A 19,302-nucleotide genomic window follows, 5' to 3' on the forward strand; every position below is an offset into this window, starting at 1 on the left:
CAAAGGGTTAAGTCTTTTTGGGGTAGGAAATATCCATGCAGACTTTAAAGAACAAAGCCTTTCGTGTTAGTGTCCATTAGGGCGCTTTAGTTAGGAAGCTCCTTGCTTTAGCAAGGGGTGGTTTCACTTAAGTTAGGTTGTAAGCGGTTTGTCTCATTAGCATTTAGGATTAGAAAGGTTTTTGTTTAGAGTGTGTAGGGTTAAGGTTTGTTTCTAGCTCTTAGTATTAAAAGAGTTAAGTTTGATTTGATAGTAGGTTCAAGGGTTAGGTTTAAACTTGCTTTATGATTATGTTTAAGAAAACTTTAAGGTTTTAAATTTTTGCGTGCTACTTAAGAAAAATTTAAGCTCTACAAGGCGTTTTAAAGCGTTTTTGTTTTTAGGTTAATAGTTTGTCTTATCTTATGGCTTTATTTTGATTGTGGGGCATTTTAGAGTGCTTTATTTGTATATCTGTTTAAATAAGCTAATTTGTGAAAAGAACAAGAATAAACCCCTTTAATCAAAGGGTATATTCTTTATTAAGAACATTAAAGGCAATCATCGCTTGAGAGCATTATCTATTACGCCCTTTAAAGTTTGTGTTGTCATTTTCTTTCAATCCAGCATGAGCTTTGGGGTCATAATCAAGCTCATTAGGGTGTAAGGTTTTCTTTGGCTCTTTAGCTAATTGTTTAGCTTTTTCTTTTTCTATCATAGCTTGATAGTGTGCTTTAGCTCTAGCTTGTTCTTTTTTACCAAACTCAATCCAAGGCTCATCGTTGTTAGGTTCTTTGGTAATAGCTTGAATTTGTTTTTGCTCTAGATTAGTGTCTTTGGCGTGTTCTAGGACTTTTTCAAGGTTTAGATTGTCATAGTGGGTTAAGAACCGATTAGCCCCTATGATTTCATTACAGATATAGACAATATCCTTAGAAAGTTTAGAAAATTGCTTAGTTTGTTTGAGAAAGTCTTGTTTTTCTTTTAAGGGTAATGAAAAAGTCTCTTTATAGCTTTCTAGGGCTTTGAAATAGCTCTCTTTGGCTCTTTTAAACTCTTCTTCTTTTTGCTTTAAATCTTGTTCTAAAAAGAGTAGTCTTTCTTTGGCGAGTAAGAGCATAGTCTTTTGATAGTCTTGTAATTGCTTACTCACTAACTCACAAGTATTGTCATTAAGCTTATAAGTGGGGTCATCTTGTTTGGCTTTAAAGCTTTCTAGCATAAATTGATATTTTCTAGCACTAAAATAAGCGTTTTTAAAGGTTTTGAGAGTGGGGCGCTTGTCCTTAGGAAGTTCTAATGTTTTGGCTAAAAAAATAGGATTAGTTAAATTATTGTATTGTGTGTTGTTTTTAGTTCTCACTTCATTTCTTAATTGAGCTAATAGTAGGTGTGAGTTTTTATCCAAAAGGCGTTTATCTAGGCGTTCTAGCTTACTTAGTAGCATTTCTTTTTTCTTTAACACAGAAAAGCCCTTAGTCTCTCTTTCAAAGTTTTTGTCTAAATCATCGAGAATATGAAAATTCTTAAAGGCACAATGTTTTTGTTTTTTATCTAATTCTTTTTGATAAAAGCTTAAGAGTTCGTATAGCTCTTGCTTGCTGGTGTTTTTTAAGTGTTCGCCTACTGGCTTTCTTTTGTCTATTCTGTCAATATTTAGGCTTTCTTTTTCCTTATTGCTTGTGTCTTTATGGTTAAAGAGAGCGATTTTAAATGCAGAAATCTTTTGTTTTAAAGGGGTGCTTTGGTTGTTTTGAATGTCTAGGGCTTTTGCTTTGTTTTTAGCTGTTAGTTCTTGTAGGTATTCTTTTTGTAAAGCCTTGTTTAAATCCCACTCATCTTGTGGGGTTTTAATTTGCTCTAAGGCTTTTTCTTCTTTTTCCAAGTCTTGTAATTGCTGTTTGATATTGTCTAATTCTTTGAGCTTATGCTCATTGACATACAGGTATTCTTCGCTTAATAAATGGTTATTCAGTCGGTAAGCAAACTCATTTCTTAATTCGTTAAAAAATTCTTTGCAATCCTCATGCCCTTTAAAACGCAGTCTTCTTCGTGTTAGTTGATTAGTCTTGTTGATGAAACAATGGATATGGGCGTGGTCTTGGTGTGTATGGGGGACTAGAGCAAATTTATATTCAGGTAACCTTACTTTTAAACTTTCCCAAGTGGAATATAAAAGCCCTTGCATTATCTCCTTATCTGGCTTGTCTTTGATAGAAAAAACTAAGTGCATAGCTTCGTTGTAGTCGTTAGTCAAATCAAAGTCATTGAGCCAAGTCTCTAAGATGAATTGCTTGTCGCACTCCATAAACATTTCATTATAGGCTGTTTCGCTGTTTTCTAAAGCATAGCTTAGGGCATTTTCTAAATGGGATCGTTTCATTTGCCCTATGTTTTTAATCAGCACAGGACTAGCGCTCTTTGTGCCAATTAAATTAGATTTAATAGACTTTGGATTAGAACTAAATTGATTGAATTTGATGAGCAATCTTTTATCCACTTTATCGCTATCGTTGGGTCTAGGCTTTCGCATATGCTCTAAAATATCATCTAAAAAAGATAAATCCATAGGGCGATTATCCAGCTTAGTATCTTTTATAGCTCCATCTAGCATACGAGCCCTTCAAGACTTAATAACAAAGTTAAAATTTTATCTAATTCGCACGCTTTCAAATTGACTTCATTTCCCTTACTAAGAAGAGCGTTAAAAACGCCCAAATTTTAAACAAGCTTAATGCTAAATGCTTATCTTTTTAGCATAGCACAAAGAATTGAAAAAAGACCTAAATCAAAAATAGGTGCAGGATAACACCATGTGTGCGTACACATTAGGTTAAAACTTCGTATTTAAGGGGCTTGGAGCTAGATTTTTAAAAAATAAGGGTTTTTGCTAACTTTTTTCAAAAAGTTTTAAAGAGAGTGCTTTGATAGATGAGATATTTTTTTAATCTAGTCAAGGGATAAAAATTTCGTTCAAGAACTTACTTCCCTTACTACAAAATTTAAGAGCAAGAACTTGTTAGCAATGCTGTGAAAACTTAGAGACTTTCACTGAAAGAACTTACAGCCAAATATTAGAACTAAATAGCTAAATGATAAGAACTTAGTTGCTAACAAAAAAGAACTTACAGCCCACTGATACGAACTAATGGGCTAGATAGATACGAACTTGTAAGCAAAAATCAGAGAACTAGGTTGCCTACACGATTAAAAACTAGAATGACACCACATTAGAACTTACTAGAAACTCGCTTGATAACTTACAGCTAGAACCAAAGAACTTTCAGTTCATTTCATAAGAACTTGTAGATAATGCTAAAGGAATGAAATTATTCTTTAAGCTTTTGTTTAGAAAGTTTGTGTTATATTTCCAAATGATTTTTAATTGAATTTAACTTGAAACTTAGAGAACGCTTAAAACTTACATTCTTGCACGGAATGGTGGTTCTTTTACTATGTCGGTTAGTTTAATTATTGCACCGACAAATAGCCAATGTTTATCGCACCATTCACACATTGCTTGCCACACTTTATTGCATTTAGGCATGTTTTTAATTGCTGAAAAGCTTATTTTTGATACATCAATAGACAAATCTTCATCTTTAAGCTCAAAAGGATTATCGCAATTGGTAATTTCTGGTAACAAATGGAACAAGAAAGCTTGTTTTTTAGGGTCTTTTGGAATGGTGTTGCGAGATTGTTCTAATCTATTTTTTATTCTATCTGATCGCTCTTTAAATTTTGATCTCATTTTTTCTAATGTTTCATTATTCTCATCAGAACTTTCTATTAATTTTGACAAGCTATATTCTTTGAAAGTTAAGAGAATGTGTAATAAAAGTTTTTCTTTAAGATTTTTATACGCTACTTTGGCTTTTTTCTTATCTTTTTGTGTTCTATCGACTTTATACATTTGTTGAAATTCATTTCGTTTAACCTTAATGTCTCTTTGTATTGGTTTAAAAAGTTATCACAAGAGTTTTTAAGATCTTCACAATATTTCTTATGGCTTAGAGTATCATCAGTATCAGGCAATAATTCTTCTAGGGCTTCTCTAACAGATTGTATAATTTCCTTTGTAAAATTATCTGTATGGTTATAAAATTGTTTATAAAATGACTTATGTCTCTCAAACGGACAGAAATTCATTTCAAAACTATTTTGTTCATTCTCTTTGCTTTCTTTGAGTTCTACCCAAGAAAGCGTTTCAAGTTGTTGGTTATTTTCAATTGTATTAATAAGACTTAATATGGTTGGTTTTTTAATTTGTTCTTCATGATTTTCTATAGTGCATAGAGAATTAGTATCATCATTAAACGCTTTCAAGGCTTCTAAAACATTGCTTTTGCCGACATTATTTTCCCCCACTAAAACCACCAACCCCCCATGTTTTTCAAAACTTGAATTTAAAAGCAATTCTGTAGGCGAGTTTTTACCCAAATTCCTAAAATGGTGCAATTTCAAAACACGCTTATAAAATTCCATGCCCTATCCTTTAAAAACGCAAATTTAATTTATAATGCAAAATTAAACAAAACATGCTATAAAGAAAATTCAAATACTATCATTTTAAGGATTAAAATGCTCACCCAAGAAGATGTCTTAAACGCGTTAAAAACGATTATTTACCCTAATTTTGAAAAGGATATTGTCAGCTTTGGTTTTGTTAAAAATATCACTTTGCATGACAACCAATTAGGGCTTTTAATAGAAATCCCCTCAAGCTCTGAAGAAACGAGCGCGATTTTAAGGGAAAATATCTCCAAAGCGATGCAAGAAAAAGGCGTGAAGGCTTTGAATTTGGATATTAAAACCCCGCCTAAACCGCAAGCCCCAAAGCCCACCACTAAAAATCTGGCTAAAAACATCAAGCATGTGGTCATGATAAGCTCAGGCAAGGGCGGTGTGGGTAAAAGCACCACCAGCGTGAATTTAAGCATCGCTTTAGCGAATTTAAACCAAAAAGTGGGGCTACTAGACGCTGATGTGTATGGCCCTAATATCCCTAGAATGATGGGCTTGCAAAACGCTGATGTGATCATGGATCCTAGCGGTAAAAAACTCATTCCTTTAAAGGCTTTTGGCGTTTCTGTGATGAGCATGGGGCTTTTGTATGATGAGGGGCAGAGTCTCATTTGGAGAGGACCCATGCTCATGCGAGCGATTGAACAGATGCTAAGCGATATTATTTGGGGGGATTTAGATGTGCTGGTGGTGGATATGCCCCCAGGAACAGGCGATGCACAGCTCACGCTAGCCCAAGCCGTGCCTTTGAGCGCAGGAATCACCGTTACTACGCCTCAAATAGTGAGTTTAGATGACGCTAAACGGAGTTTGGACATGTTTAAGAAACTACACATTCCTATTGCGGGCATTGTAGAAAATATGGGGAGTTTTGTGTGCGAACATTGCAAGAAAGAGAGCGAGATTTTTGGCTCAAATTCCATGAGCGGATTATTAGAAGCTTATCACACGCAGATTTTAGCCAAGCTCCCTTTAGAGCCTAAAGTGCGTTTAGGGGGGGATAGGGGCGAACCGATTGTGATTTCTCACCCTGATAGCGTGAGCGCTAAGATTTTTGAAAAAATGGCAAAGGATTTAAGCGCTTTTTTAGACAAAGTGGAAAAAGAGAAATTAGCCGATAACAAGGACATCCAGCCCACGCAAACGCATGCTTGCTCGCATTAGTTTTAAAAGGGTTAAAAAACCCTTTTAATCAATCGCTTCACTTTTTGTTTGATTTTAAAAAGCAAAAATTCTACAAGGAGTTTAGAAGAAAGCCTAGGCAGAAGAAATTCAAAAGAATGCCGCTTGTCTGAAAAGGATAGGGCTTTATTGAAAGCGTGGATTTCTTGGGTTTCTTTGTCTTTATTTTGAAGGGATTCAAAGAGGTGATCTAAAAAGGGGGCGTTAAAATAAGTGTCCTTAAAAGGCGTTTGGATCAAAATTTCATGCCATTTTTTCGCACCAATGACGCTTAAGAGTTTCCAGGGTTTATCGCCCCAAAAATGCAGCATGCGCGCTTCTTTGATGCTAGGGAATGATGGCGTATCAAGGAAGCTGGGGTGGGCGTTGTAGGAATAAGGCAGTTCTAAAATCCTACCACGGCACACAAAACACAAAGTATCTTGTTCGGGAAATAAAAGTTTTTCGTTTTTCACAATGAAAAATTCAATCAATTGGTTTTCCAGATTTTCTTCACGCCATGATTTTAAATTTAAGGCTAAAAACCCTGCATTGAAGTAATTTTCAAAAAGGATTTGAGCTTCTTCTAAATTAGGGAAAGCGTCAGCAACGCCGATAGATTTTGCGTGCATTTGGTGCAATTCGTATAAATCCTTAGCCGAATTCCTATCCATAGCGATCAAATCTTTTTCCCTCACAGCCCCAAAATAATGCGTTTCAAGGGGGATAAAAAAGCTCTCGCTCATATCATTCACAAACAAAGTGTCCGCATCAAACATGATCATCTTTTCGTATTGGGGGAAAAGGGAAGCGAAAAAGAAACGGCACATGATCATTTTAGAAAAGCGTTTTTGCGAAAAAGCATTGAGTTTTAAATACAATTTTTTAATTTCATTAGCTATTAAAGCATCAAGCTTGTAATGATTGTGGCGTGGTTCTAATTCTTCATTAGAAATATCCAAAAACTCTATACTGGAAAAAGCGCTAAAAGGAGCGATCGTTTCTTCTAATTTGGCTATATTTTCAGCACTTAAATCCTCCACCAAACAATGGATTTGATAAAAGAGTTTTACTCTCTCTCTCTCTCTCTCGTTTGGCGTGCACTAGCATGGAATACAAGCTCACCCCAGCAGGGATACAATAATTATTATCAAAAGCCACCACAATAGGGATAATCTCTTGCATGCGCAGTCCTTAAATCTTCAAATTGAACCCGTTTTTTGTAAAAAAGGGGGTGATTTGTAATCTTATCGTTTTTTTTTTTTTTTTCAAAACCAAAATGGTGAGTTTGTTTTATGGCATAATATTAGAATTCAATAAAAAGGTGTTTGATAAAAGGGTGCTTAATCAAAAAGTTTGGCTAGGGTTTTTAGCTTTGAATGGGGTTTTTCTCAACGCTTTTGAGTATCAAATCAGTGCGAGAGTGGGATCATTTTCGCGCATCGCTTTCAACCAGTCGGTTATCAATTCAAAAAAAGGGATTTATCCTACAGGGAGTTATGTAACCACTACCGGGGCTTTACAAATTGATGTTAGTTTGCTCCCTAAAGGGATTGAAAACCACAAATTGGGTTTTGGGGTGGGGGGCGAAATAGGAGCGTTAGCTTATGATTCCACGAAATTTTTGATTGATGAAGCCAACCCTAAGGCAGGGTTTCAGCCGGCGAATTGGTATTACATGGGGCGATGGGAGGGCTATTTGATGCAACACAGCCAAAATTGGACCAGAGAGCAAAAGGCTCAAAACGCCAGGCCTTATGTGCTATACAATTTGTATTTAGATTATCAATATAAGGATATTTTTGGGATTAAACTAGGGCGTTACCCTTCTAAAGCTTTGTTTTTGAGCGGGTTTAATCAAGGGTTTGAGCTTTTTTACCGGTGGAAAAAGTTTAGAATAGAGTGGTTTAGCACCTTTGGAAGGGCTTTAGCCAATGAGCAATACATTAGGGATTTTTACGCCCCTGTCAATTACAAGCAAAAAACCAACTACGGCATGCACAATTTCAACCTCATTTACGAAAATAAATACATTAGAGTTGCGCCTTTTATTTGGTTTTACCCTAAGAATTTTAACGCTCCTGGATTTGAAATCACCCATGACACAAAGTCTTATTGGAAATCTCTTTGGCGCATCCAAACGACTTTTTACGCATGGTTCCCCCTTTATAGCGATTATCTGTCTAAAGATTATTATAGGGCCGCTTTAGTGGGTAAAAAAAGCGCGGCTTTGTTTGTGTTTCAAAGGATCAATTTCCGCTCTTATCGTTTTGGCTGGAGCGTGTATAAGAATTTTGGGAACGCGAGCGTTCAATTAGGCTGGAATGGCTCACCCATTGATCCTTTTTATGACACGAAAGATGACACCCCTTATGAAGACGCTTATTCCAATTTTTACAACGCTAATTCCATAACGATTAACGCTTTTGTAGGGAAGAGTATTAAAAACCTTTTGGTGCAATTGTATGGGAAATTGACCTATTCCCCGAGGGCTGATTCGCAAAGCTTAGGGGTTACTCTCAAATATAACCTTAAAAAACATATCTATTTCATACTAATGGTTAATGGCTATCAAATCACGATGCATAAGGGTTATAAGGTAGGGTTTTTTACAAGCGGTTATAACCCTGATTTCGCTCAAACCATTCAAGATAGAAGCTATTTGATGAGCTCTATGAGTTATCATTTTTAAGGAATTAAACATCCTTTCATGTTATCTTTTAAGCCATAGCATGCCCCTTTTAAGCGCGCTTTTATTGTATAATCTTAAAAATTTTATTAAAGGAAAAGTTCAATGTCTAATCAAGAATACACCTTCCAAACTGAAATCAACCAGCTTTTGGATTTGATGATCCATTCTTTGTATTCTAATAAAGAGATTTTTTTAAGAGAGTTGATTTCTAACGCGAGCGACGCTTTGGACAAGCTGAATTATTTGATGCTAACCGATGAGAAATTAAAAGGGCTGAATACCACGCCTAGCATTCATTTGAGTTTTGATAGCCAGAAAAAGACCTTAACGATTAAAGACAATGGTATAGGCATGGATAAAAGCGATCTCATTGAGCATCTAGGCACGATCGCTAAATCAGGCACGAAGAGTTTTTTAAGCGCTTTGAGCGGGGATAAGAAAAAAGATAGCGCACTGATTGGCCAATTTGGCGTGGGCTTTTATTCGGCGTTCATGGTAGCGAGTAAGATTGTCGTTCAAACCAAAAAGGTAAATAGTGATCAAGCTTATGCATGGGTGAGCGATGGTAAGGGCAAGTTTGAAATCAGCGAGTGCGTCAAAGAGGAGCAAGGCACAGAAATCACTCTCTTTTTAAAAGATGAAGATTCTCATTTTGCGAGCCGTTGGGAGATTGATAGCATTGTTAAAAAGTATTCTGAGCATATCCCTTTCCCTATTTTTCTAACTTACACCGATACGAAATATGAGGGCGAAGGGGATAATAAAAAAGAAGTTAAAGAAGAAAAATGCGAGCAAATCAATCAAGCGAGCGCTTTATGGAAAATGAATAAGAGCGAGTTGAAAGACAAGGATTACAAAGATTTCTACCAATCGTTTGCACATGACAACAGCGAGCCTTTGAGCTATATCCATAATAAAGTGGAAGGCTCTTTAGAATACACAACGCTTTTTTACATCCCTAGCAAAGCGCCCTTTGATTTGTTTAGGGTGGATTATAAAAGCGGGGTCAAACTTTATGTTAAAAGGGTGTTTATCACTGATGATGACAAAGAATTGTTGCCGTCTTATTTGAGGTTTGTTAAAGGCGTGATTGACAGCGAAGATTTGCCCTTGAACGTGAGCCGTGAAATCTTGCAGCAGAATAAGATTTTAGCCAATATCCGTTCGGCTTCAGTGAAAAAGATTTTAAGCGAGATTGAGCGCTTGAGCAAGGATAGCAAGAATTACCATAAATTCTATGAGCCTTTCGGTAAAGTGTTAAAAGAAGGCTTGTATGGGGATTTTGAAAACAAAGAAAAACTTTTAGAATTGTTGAGATTCTATTCTAAAGATAAAGGAGAATGGATTTCTTTAAAAGAATACAAAGAAAATTTAAAAGAAAATCAAAAAAGCATTTACTACCTTTTAGGCGAAAATTTAGACTTACTAAAAGCGTCCCCGCTTTTAGAAAAATACGCTCAAAAAGGCTATGATGTTTTGTTGTTGAGCGATGAAATTGATGCGTTTGTGATGCCAGGCGTGAATGAATACGATAAAACGCCCTTTAGAGACGCTAGCCATAGCGAGAGCTTGAAAGAGCTTGGTTTGGAAGAAATCCATGATGAGGTAAAAGATCAGTTTAAAGATTTAATCAAAGCGTTTGAAGAAAATCTTAAAGATGAGATTAAGGGCGTAGAGCTTTCTGGTCATCTCACTTCAGCGGTGGCTTTAATAGGCGATGAACAAAATGCGATGATGGCTAATTGGATGCGCCAAATGGGGCAAAGCGTTCCTGAAAGCAAGAAAACGCTAGAATTAAACCCTAACCATGCGATTTTGCAAAAACTCTTAAAATGCGAAGATAAAGAGCAGTTGAGCGCTTTTATCTGGTTGCTTTATGATGGGGCGAAGCTTTTAGAAAAAGGGGCTTTAAAAGACGCTAAAAGCTTTAACGAGCGTTTGAATAGCGTGCTGTTGAAAGCGTTGTAGGAGATTAAAAACCCTTTTAAGGGTTTGGAATAAACTCGCTTAAACCCTTCAAGCGCCAATCTAAAAACGGCAATGAATGGGTGCGATAAACGCTTTTTATGATCATTAAAAATGATTATTCTGTAGGGTTTATGTTTTCTTTAAAACATTAAAAAGCGTAAAAGCCAGCTAAACGCCATATTTAGCTTAACTTTATTAAAACTAAAATTTTATTTTTAATTCCTTGAGAGCGTCGCATGCTTCTTTAACGCTTGATTTGCAACCTTTTTTAAAGTTTTCTACCGCTTGCTTTTCGTCCTTTGCTGTACCTTGAGCGTTGTATTGCATAACCCCTAAATTATAACACCCCCTACCATCTTTTAATTCGCATGCTTTAGAATAACGAACGATAGCCTCCTTAAAATTCTTTGCCACACCATACATGTATCCTGCATTAATACACCCGGGGCTGTCTTTTAAATCGCAAGCTTTTTCATACGAATCAAGAGCCTTTCTTAAATCCTTAGGCGTGCCTACGCCATAATGGTGTAGGCTTCCCAATACCGTACACCCTTCAGCATGGTTCAATTCACAAGATTTAGAGTAATATTGTGAGGCTTTTTTGGCGTCTTTAGAAACGCCTTGTCCGTTATAGTATAAATTTCCTAGTAGGCGGCACCCATAACCATCATTTAATTCACAACCTTTAGTGTAAAATTGAATGGCTTTTTTCAAGTCTTTTCCCACTCCTTTCCCTTCTTCATAAAACGCCCCTAAAAAAACACACCCAAAGCCATTTTTTAACTCACAAGCTTTTTCAAAATGCGTTTTAGCTTGAGCGAAATCTTGCTTCTTCGCGCTCTCTATACCTAAATTAACAAGCTCTTTAGCGTCTGGCTCTGCCATTAACCCTCTTAAACACAACGCACCCAAACACAAGACCCCAAAAAGGGTTTTTTTAACGCTTCCTAGCATGATATATCTCCTATTAAAAAAATGTAACCCTTTATAATTGTAATCAAATATTGATAAGCCTTACTTAATGTTTATTTATTTTATTTCTCGCTCAAATCCTCTAAAACCCCCAAAAACACTTTTTCCAAAAGCTCTAATTCTTTCAAGCTCACCCTTTCATCAATGGCATGGATCCTGTCATTAATGGCGCCAAATTCCACCACTTCTATGCCGTGAGCGCTAAAAAATCGCGCATCGCTCGTGCCGCCTTTGGTGTTTAAAAGGGGGGTGGTGCGGCATGTTTTTAAAATATTTTCTTTTAAAACGCTGGTAAGCTTTGAATGAGAAGCCGTGATGAAAGGCGAACTGCTTGATTCTAATTCTAAAGTGTGAGGCAAATCTTTTAAAACCTTTTCTAAATATTCTTTCAAACTCTCTTTAGTGGTTTTTAAAGAATGGCGCGCATTAAAGGTAATTTCTACGCTCCCTGGTGTAACATTATTAGCCCCTAACCCTGCGTGCAAGTTGGTGATGACTAATTTTGAAGGGTCAAAACACTCATCGCCATTGTCTAAATGAACTCCTGAAATCAAGGGCAAAACCGAAGCGAGCGCATCAATGGGGTTTTGGCATTTTTGCGGGTAAGCCGCATGCCCTTGAACGCCTTTTAAAATGAGTTTGCCATTAATAGAGCCTCTTCGGCCAATTTTGATGCTATCGCCTAGGACTTTTTCGCAAGTGGGTTCAGCCACAATCGCCATATGGGGTAATAAATCTTTTTCTTTGAGTTTTTCTAGCATGAGTTTTGTGCCAAAAATCCCTGGCCCTTCTTCATCGCTCGTGAGTAAAATAGAAAGCAAAAAAGGGGTTTTAGGGTTAAAATTTAAACTCGCGCTCAAAAACGCCCCCACGCCCCCTTTCATGTCTTGCGCCCCACGGCCGTATAAAAACCCCTCTTTAATAATGGGTTTAAAGGGATCGCTTTGCCAATTGTTTCCAGGAGGCACGACATCAATATGCCCTGCAAAAGAAAAATGCAAGGGCTTAACATTTTCTTTTGCATGCTTTTCTTTTGCATGTTCTTTTTCTGCATGCTTTTTTTCTGCATGCTCTTTGGGGGGGTTAAAAATGCGGTATAAAAAAAGGTTTTTCACGCCATTTTCCCCACATTCTAGGGTTTTAAAAGTGGGAAAAAGCGATTTAATGTATTCAAAAATACCGCATTCTTTGGGCGTAATGGTGGGGTAGCTGATGAGTTTTTGGGTGATTTCTAAAGCGTCCATTAAAAATCCTTTAAGAGTTTTTTCGCAAATGGATATATAAATGCAAAACATCTAAATTCGCCGGGGTGATCCCGCTGATTTCTGAGGCTTCAAAAAGGCTTTTGGGGCGGAATTTTTCTAATTTTTCTACCGCTTCTAAGCTAAGGCCTGGAATGCCTTTAAACACAAAATGTTTAGGGATAGACACCTTGAGCATGCTATCCATTTTAGCGATATTTTCGTGTTGTTTTTCAATATAAATATTATACTTACATTCAATTTTAATCTGCTCTAAAACCCGCTCATTCAAAGGGGCTAAAAAGCTAAAAAAGGAGCGCATTTTTTCTGCATTAAAACTATCGCGTGCTAAAAGACTGACGCCATCAATCTTGTCATTGATGGGGTTTTCATCTAATTCATTCAAGCGTTTTAACACTTCTTTACTAGGGGTAAGGACGCATTCCTTAAGGCGTTTCAAGTTTTCTTGTATTGCTTGTTTGTCTTTTTTTAATTCCTTATAAAAATCCTGTTCCATAAGCCCTAAACGATAGGCATGTTCGCCTAACCTAAAAAGCGTGTTGTCTTCTCTTAAAAGCAAGCGGTATTCGGCCCGGCTGGTAAACATTCTGTAAGGCTCATTCGTGCCTTTAGTAACCAAATCATCAATCAAAACGCCGATATAAGCTTCATTGCGCTTTAAAATAAAGGGGGCTTGATTCTTTAAGGCTAATACCGCATTAATCCCAGCCATAAGACCTTGAGCCGCCGCTTCTTCATAGCCGGTAGTCCCATTGATTTGCCCGGCCAAATAAAGCCCTTTGATTTTTTTGGTTTCTAAAGTGTGGGTCAATTCTGTGGGCTGGATAAAATCATATTCTATCGCATAGCCATAGCGCGTGATGAAAGCGTTTTCTAAGCCTTTGATAGAATGAATGACTTTTTCTTGCACATCTAGGGGCAAAGAGGTGCTTAAGCCGTTGATATAATATTCGCTTTTATGGATGGTTTGAGGCTCTAAAAACAGCTGGTGGCGTTCTTTTTCGCTGAAGCGGTTGATTTTATCTTCAATGCTAGGGCAATACCTGGGGCCTATGCCTTCAATTTGACCGCTAAATAGGGGGGCTCGGTGGAAATTATCCCTAATGATTTGGTGGGTAATGGGGTTAGTGTAAGTGATAAAGCATGAGAGTTGGGTGGGGTTAAAATCTTTGGTTTTATAGCTGAAATAGGGAGGGTTTGCATCCCCAAAATGCTCTTCTAAGCCTTCAAAATCAATGCTATTGCCCGCCACTCTTGGGCAAGTGCCGGTTTTTAACCTCTCCACCTTAAAGCCAAGCTCCCTTAAATTCAAGGCTAAAGAGTTGGAAGCGTTTTCCCCAAAGCGCCCGTTTTGGTTTTGGTGCTCGCCAATATGCACCACCCCTTTTAAAAAAGTGCCTGTGGTGATGATCACTTTTTTAGCTTTATAAGTGTTGTTAATGTTCGTGGTTACGCCCACTACCTCATCGTTTTCAAGGATTAAACTTTCGGTCATTTCTTGAGAGACGCTCAAATTAGGGGTGTTTAAAACAAGATTTCTTGCAAAAATGCGGTAAGTGTCCATATCAATTTGCGCTCTAGTCCCCCTAACCGCCGGCCCTTTAGAAGCGTTTAACACACGATATTGCAAACCGCTATGATCCGTAATAATCCCCATAGCTCCCCCTAAAACATCCACTTCTTTAGTCAAATGCCCTTTACCCAAGCCCCCAATGGCTGGATTACAGCTCGCTAAACCGATCGTGTCTATGAGCATGGTGATTAAATGCACTCTAGCCCCCATTTTAGCCGCAATCAAGCTCGCTTCAATGCCCGCATGCCCCCCACCAACCACTAAAATATCACTTTCTTTTACCACTCTTTTTCCTGTTTTGATTTTATTCTTCTAAAACCCTAGTTTTAAAAAAGTTTTATTGTAGCATGTAGGTTAGTAATTTTAAAGGGTAAAATAAAATGGAAAATCATTCGCATGCCGATACGAACGCTGATGACAAAAGCACCAAGATCGTTCGTTTGTTTGGTCTCATAGGGGGGGCGTTAATCGCACTCATTATCTATTACGCTTTAAACGCTCAAATGTCTCATATTGTAGAAGAAATCCCCAAGCTCAGTTCTTTGAATTATAAGGCGATGCCTGTTGTGGCTGGGGTGGCTGTTTTAATGGGGATATGGTGGATGACTGAAGCCATTGACCTGCCCGCAACCGCGCTTTTACCTTTGGTGCTTTTTAGCGTCTTTAGCGTGGATCAATTCGCTAGCGTTAGCGCTTCTTACGCATCGCCCATTATCTTTCTTTTTATGGGAGGGTTTATTTTAGCTTTAAGCATGCAAAAATGGAACTTGCACACGCGCATCGCTTTAAGCATTATTTTATTGGTAGGCACAAGCCCTAGGAGGTTGATTTTAGGTTTCATGATCGCTACAGGCTTTCTGTCTATGTGGGTGAGCAATACCGCAACGGCGGTAATGATGTTTCCTGTTGGCATGAGCGTTTTGCAATTAGTCGCTAAACTTGTGGGCAAAGAAAACGCCTCTAATGCATTCTATCAAAAAGAAGAAATCACCAAAGCGCATGGGGGTATTATGAGTAATATCGTGCATAAGGGCAAAGACATTACCCAAGTCATTCAAGAAAAGACTACTATCTATCGCACGAATTTCAGTATTTGCTTGATGCTTGGCATCGCTTATGCGGCTTCTATTGGCTCTTTAGGCACTTTGATTGGCACGCCGCCTAACGCTTTATTGGCCGGCTATATGAAAACCGCTTTCAATATTGAAATTGATTTCGCTCAGTGGATGGTGTTTGGAACACCATTAGCCTTTATCATGCTCATTTTAGCGTGGCTCTTGCTCACTTATGTGATTTTCCCTTTAAAGATTAAAGAAATCCCAGGGGGTAAGGAAGTCGTTAAATCGGAGTTAAAAAAACTAGGTCGTTTGAGTCAGGCGGAAATCTCGGTGGGGATTCTTTTTATATTAGCGTCTTTAGGGTGGATTTTCTTAGATACGATTTTAAAATCTTGGGGCATTAAAATAGATAAAATTGATTCCGTGATCGCTATGGGGGTTTCTGCACTTTTATTCATTTTGCCCGCTAACAATCAGGGCGATAGGCTCATTGATTGGGGTGTTGCTAAAAAACTCCCTTGGGACGTGTTGCTTTTATTTGGCGGTGGGTTAGCCTTGAGCGCGCAATTTTCTAAAACCGGGTTGAGTTTGTGGATCGGGCATTTAGTCTCTGGCTTTTCGCATTTACCGATTTTATTCATCATTGTCATGGTAACTTTAATGGTCATTTTCTTAACCGAAATCACTTCTAACACCGCCACCGCTGCCGCGTTTTTACCGGTGATTGGGGGAGTGGCGATGGGCATGGGTTATGAAAACCATCAGAGCTTGTTATTGACCATTCCTGTAGCCTTGAGCGCGACTTGCGCGTTCATGCTCCCTGTAGCCACCCCACCCAATGCAATAGCTTATGGCTCTGGGTATGTTAAAATAACGGATATGATTAAAGCTGGTTTGTGGCTTAATTTGGTGGGCGTTGTTTTGATTAGCATGTTTAGCTATTTTTTGGTTTCGTTAATATTTAATTGATTAAGGAAAAAAGTGAAAGAAGAGTTATTTAAGGAAAAGTCTCGTTACATTACAGGGTTTGTTTTAATCATTGTAGCGGGCTTGATCTTGTATGCGGACAATTTGTTGTTGTTTTGGGCGGTTTTAGGGGGGATTTATGCGGTAGGGTTTTTTGAAGCGTTAAGGTTGTTTCAGGTTAAAGCGAGCTTTAGTTTGTATCTCATTTTAGTGTTATCATGGGTAGCGGCGTATTTTAACGGGCGCCCCATAGAATGCGCTCTTATCAGTGCCATGGTCATGGCTAGCGTCATCGCTTATCAAAAAGCGCACCACAGTGAATCCATTTTACCCTTTTTATACCCGGGCGTTGGGTTTTTTGCGCTTTTTGGGATTTATAAGGATTTTGGCGCAGTGGCGATCATTTGGCTTTTAGTCGTGGTGGTGGCAAGCGATGTGGGGGCGTTTTTTGGAGGCAAGCTTTTAGGCAAAACCCCTTTCACAGCCACTTCACCGAATAAAACCTTAGAGGGCGCGTTGATTGGCGTTGTTTTGGCGAGCGTTTTGGGATCGTTTGTGGGCATGGGGAAATTGAGCGGAGGCTTTCTTATGGCACTTTTATTCAGTTTCTTAATCGCGCTTATGGCGGTGTTTGGGGATTTGTATGAAAGCTATTTGAAAAGAAAAGTTGGGATCAAGGATAGCGGTAAGATTTTACCCGGGCATGGGGGCGTTTTGGACCGACTGGATTCCATGCTTTTTGGGGCTTTAAGCTTGCATGTGTTGTTGTATTTTTTGGAAGTTTGGAAAGAGACGGCGGTGTTTTTAGGGGATTGAATGGTTGTTTTAGGAAGTACCGGCTCTATCGGGAAAAACGCCCTTAAAATCGCAAAAAAATTTGGCGTAGAAATAGAAGCCTTAAGCTGTGGGAAGAATATCGCTTTAATCAATGAGCAAATCAAAGTTTTCAAACCCAAGAAAGTGGCGATCTTAGATCCTAGCGATTTGAATGGTTTAGAGCCTTTGGGTGCGAAAGTGTTTGTGGGGTTAGACGGCATTGATGCGATGATAGAGGAGTGCGTTTCCAATTTAGTCCTTAACGCCATTGTGGGCGTAGCCGGATTGAAAGCGAGCTTTAAAAGCTTACAAAGGAACAAAAAACTAGCCCTAGCGAATAAAGAAAGTTTAGTGAGCGCGGGGCATTTGTTAGACATTTCACAAATCACGCCCATTGATAGCGAGCATTTTGGTTTGTGGGCGTTGTTGCAAAACAAGACTTTAAAACCTAAATCTTTAATCATTAGCGCGAGTGGGGGGGCTTTTAGGGACACGCCTTTAGATCTTATTGCTATTCAAAACGCGCAAAACGCGCTCAAGCACCCTAATTGGAGCATGGGGGATAAAATCACCATTGATTCAGCGAGCATGGTCAATAAACTTTTTGAAATTTTAGAAACTTACTGGCTTTTTGGCGCGTCTTTAAAGATTGACGCTGTGATTGAAAGAAGTTCTATCGTGCATGCTTTGGTGGAGTTTGAAGACAACTCTGTCATCGCGCATTTAGCGAGCACGGACATGAAACTACCCATAAGCTATGCCATTAACCCCAAATTCGCTTCGTTGAACGCTTCCATTAAGCCCTTAGATTTATACGCTTTAAGCGCGATTAAATTCGAACCCATTAGCGTGGAGCGCTACACTTTGTGGCGTTATAAAGATTTGTTGTTAGAAAACCCAAAGCTTGGCGTGGTGCTGAATGCGAGCAATGAAGTGGCGATGAAGAAGTTTTTGAATCAAGAAATCGCCTTTGGAGGCTTTATCCAAATCATTTCTCAAGCATTAGAATCATACGCTAAAACGCCTTTCAAGCTCTCTAGTTTAGATGAAGTGCTAGCGTTAGATAAGGAAGTTAGGGAGCGTTTTGGAAGTGTAGCGAGAGTGTAGTATAATAAGGTTTCGCTTTGTGATAGCGTTTTATTTCAATTAGGAGTTTTATGGGGTTAAAGAATAAAATCAAGGGTTTTGTTAAAGAGAGAATGCCTTTTGTAATGAGGTGCGTTCATGGTTTTAAGGGGGCAAAAAACGCCCATGAAAACGCCCATGATGGGGACGCTCATTATGGAATCAATCATGAAATTAAGGAAATGCTAGAGGCTAAAAAACTTCATTCTCTTCAAGAAAAAGCTTTATTCAACCACGACGATCAAGAAAGCGTGTTTTTGGCTATCGCCTCTTTAAATAATGAAAGTTTCATGGAACGCAACAAGAGTATTTATAAAAATAGTTCTCTTAATTATAATTATGGGGGGGGGGGGCATTTAGAAGATAGGGTTATCCATCCCACTTTAACTTTACCCAATCCCACGCATTCGGGTTATTTTGACTATGATAAAAAAAGTCAAAACCCTAAAAGCCCTTTAAACCCATGGGCTTTTATCAGGGTCAAAAATGAAATCGTTACTTTAGAAGAGAGTTTGTTTTCTATGCTTCCTGCCGTTCAAAGGGGGGTCATTGGTTTTAATGATTGCGATGATGGCTCTAAAGAAGTGGTTTTAGAGTTTTGTAAAAAGTTCCCTTCATTTATCCCTATCAGCTATCCTTATGAAGTCATGCTAAAGGATTGCCCGAGTTTGTGGCACCAACTTTATCATTACTATAATTATACGCTTTCTTTTATCCCTAAAAATGAGTGGGTAGTCAAAATTGATTGCGATCATATTTATGACGCTAAAAAACTTTATGAAAGTTTTTATATCCCTAAGAGCATTAAAGAGGTTGTGATGTATTCGCGCATTAATTTTGTGGTGCAGGATTTTGAAGTGTTTATTCGTAACGATGGGGATTTTGGGTTTTTAGACGCATGGGGGGATCATTGGTTATTGTATAACGATTGCGAGCCTTTTGAAATTTGGCAACACAATGATGAAAGTTATGAAGTCCTAAAGCTTAAAGATAAACACCATATTAAAGATAAGGAAATGGTGCAATGGCACTTCCCTTTAGCTAAAAAGAGGCGAAACGCTATCGTTTATGACGATTTGATCCCTTTACAAGAATTTAAAAAACGCCATGCCGATTTGATAGGCACAAGGATTGAAGAAAGCATGCTAGACGAAAAGAGGATTTTAGAAATGTATCAAAAATTCAATTTAGCCAAAGAATAGCTAC

15 protein-coding genes and 1 pseudogene are annotated in these 19,302 nt (G+C 38.2%); 8 read left to right on the forward strand and 8 right to left on the reverse strand.

Annotated elements, in window-relative coordinates; translation table 11 throughout:
• Nucleotides 1-70: pseudogene (locus tag H7N67_RS08225) on the forward strand (RNA-guided endonuclease InsQ/TnpB family protein); the annotation flags it as partial.
• 486 nt (nucleotides 71-556) lie between these two features.
• On the opposite strand, the gene H7N67_RS07095 reads toward H7N67_RS08225, so the two are convergent.
• The 3 genes from H7N67_RS07095 to H7N67_RS08035 all read right to left on the reverse strand — a co-directional run bounded on the left by H7N67_RS07095 (nucleotide 557) and on the right by H7N67_RS08035 (nucleotide 4,464).
• Entirely contained in the window at nucleotides 557-2,593 is a 2,037-nt protein-coding gene (locus tag H7N67_RS07095) for a relaxase/mobilization nuclease domain-containing protein (RefSeq protein ID WP_187939518.1), read from the reverse strand.
• A gap of 807 nt (nucleotides 2,594-3,400) precedes the next feature.
• On the reverse strand, nucleotides 3,401-3,892 hold the full coding sequence (locus H7N67_RS08030) for a hypothetical protein (RefSeq protein WP_232263037.1): 492 nt from the start codon (nucleotides 3,890-3,892) through the stop codon (nucleotides 3,401-3,403).
• Nucleotides 3,844-4,464: a DNA replication/repair protein RecF gene (locus H7N67_RS08035; RefSeq protein ID WP_232263038.1), complete on the reverse strand. Its 621-nt coding sequence runs from the start codon at nucleotides 4,462-4,464 to the stop codon at nucleotides 3,844-3,846. Before H7N67_RS08035 ends, H7N67_RS08030 begins: the two co-directional genes overlap by 49 nt.
• On the opposite strand from H7N67_RS08035, the gene H7N67_RS07105 reads away from it, so the two are divergent.
• Complete coding sequence (locus H7N67_RS07105) at nucleotides 4,429-5,667, forward strand: Mrp/NBP35 family ATP-binding protein (protein WP_000249743.1); 1,239 nt, start codon at nucleotides 4,429-4,431, stop codon at nucleotides 5,665-5,667. The genes H7N67_RS08035 and H7N67_RS07105 overlap by 36 nt on opposite strands.
• Before the next feature lie 11 nt (nucleotides 5,668-5,678).
• Here the strand turns inward: H7N67_RS07105 and H7N67_RS07110 are convergent, their stop codons facing one another.
• A complete protein-coding gene (locus H7N67_RS07110) occupies nucleotides 5,679-6,707 on the reverse strand; it encodes a glycosyltransferase family 8 protein (protein ID WP_332258215.1) in 1,029 nt (342 codons plus the stop codon).
• Nucleotides 6,688-6,849: a glycosyltransferase family 8 protein gene (locus tag H7N67_RS08040; protein ID WP_232263040.1), complete on the reverse strand. Its 162-nt coding sequence runs from the start codon at nucleotides 6,847-6,849 to the stop codon at nucleotides 6,688-6,690. The genes H7N67_RS07110 and H7N67_RS08040 overlap by 20 nt, the downstream gene beginning before the upstream one ends.
• A gap of 154 nt (nucleotides 6,850-7,003) precedes the next feature.
• Between H7N67_RS08040 and hofA the strand changes: the two genes are divergently transcribed.
• Both hofA and htpG read left to right on the forward strand, forming a co-directional pair.
• Nucleotides 7,004-8,356: an outer membrane beta-barrel protein HofA gene (gene hofA, locus H7N67_RS07115; RefSeq protein ID WP_187939531.1), complete on the forward strand. Its 1,353-nt coding sequence runs from the start codon at nucleotides 7,004-7,006 to the stop codon at nucleotides 8,354-8,356.
• Between the two features lie 102 nt (nucleotides 8,357-8,458).
• A complete protein-coding gene (htpG, locus tag H7N67_RS07120; RefSeq protein WP_187939519.1) occupies nucleotides 8,459-10,324 on the forward strand; it encodes a molecular chaperone HtpG in 1,866 nt (621 codons plus the stop codon).
• Between the two features lie 201 nt (nucleotides 10,325-10,525).
• Here the strand turns inward: htpG and hcpA are convergent, their stop codons facing one another.
• The 3 genes from hcpA to mnmG form a co-directional block, all read right to left on the reverse strand.
• Entirely contained in the window at nucleotides 10,526-11,278 is a 753-nt protein-coding gene (gene hcpA, locus H7N67_RS07125; protein WP_187939520.1) for a Sel1-like repeat protein HcpA, read from the reverse strand.
• An 80-nt stretch (nucleotides 11,279-11,358) separates the two neighbouring features.
• Nucleotides 11,359-12,540, reverse strand: a complete 1,182-nt coding sequence (gene dapE / locus H7N67_RS07130) for a succinyl-diaminopimelate desuccinylase (RefSeq protein ID WP_187939521.1) — start codon at nucleotides 12,538-12,540, stop codon at nucleotides 11,359-11,361.
• Nucleotides 12,541-12,550: 10 nt separating this feature from the next.
• A complete protein-coding gene (mnmG, locus tag H7N67_RS07135; protein WP_187939522.1) occupies nucleotides 12,551-14,416 on the reverse strand; it encodes a tRNA uridine-5-carboxymethylaminomethyl(34) synthesis enzyme MnmG in 1,866 nt (621 codons plus the stop codon).
• A 95-nt stretch (nucleotides 14,417-14,511) separates the two neighbouring features.
• Between mnmG and H7N67_RS07140 the strand changes: the two genes are divergently transcribed.
• Genes H7N67_RS07140 through H7N67_RS07155 form a run of 4 tightly spaced genes read left to right on the forward strand, consistent with a single transcriptional unit; the run spans nucleotide 14,512 to nucleotide 19,298 of the window.
• Nucleotides 14,512-16,158, forward strand: a complete 1,647-nt coding sequence (locus H7N67_RS07140; RefSeq protein ID WP_187939523.1) for an SLC13 family permease — start codon at nucleotides 14,512-14,514, stop codon at nucleotides 16,156-16,158.
• Between the two features lie 12 nt (nucleotides 16,159-16,170).
• Entirely contained in the window at nucleotides 16,171-16,971 is an 801-nt protein-coding gene (locus tag H7N67_RS07145; RefSeq protein WP_187939524.1) for a phosphatidate cytidylyltransferase, read from the forward strand.
• On the forward strand, nucleotides 16,972-18,078 hold the full coding sequence (gene dxr / locus H7N67_RS07150) for a 1-deoxy-D-xylulose-5-phosphate reductoisomerase (protein WP_187939525.1): 1,107 nt from the start codon (nucleotides 16,972-16,974) through the stop codon (nucleotides 18,076-18,078).
• 50 nt (nucleotides 18,079-18,128) lie between these two features.
• The gene (locus H7N67_RS07155) at nucleotides 18,129-19,298 is read left to right on the forward strand and encodes a beta-1,4-N-acetylgalactosaminyltransferase (protein WP_187939526.1); all 1,170 of its coding nucleotides are present in this window, start codon (nucleotides 18,129-18,131) and stop codon (nucleotides 19,296-19,298) included.
• Nucleotides 19,299-19,302 lie beyond the last annotated feature (4 nt).

This window comes from Helicobacter pylori, assembly GCF_014498195.1.
In the GTDB taxonomy this organism is placed as follows: domain Bacteria; phylum Campylobacterota; class Campylobacteria; order Campylobacterales; family Helicobacteraceae; genus Helicobacter; species Helicobacter pylori_DO.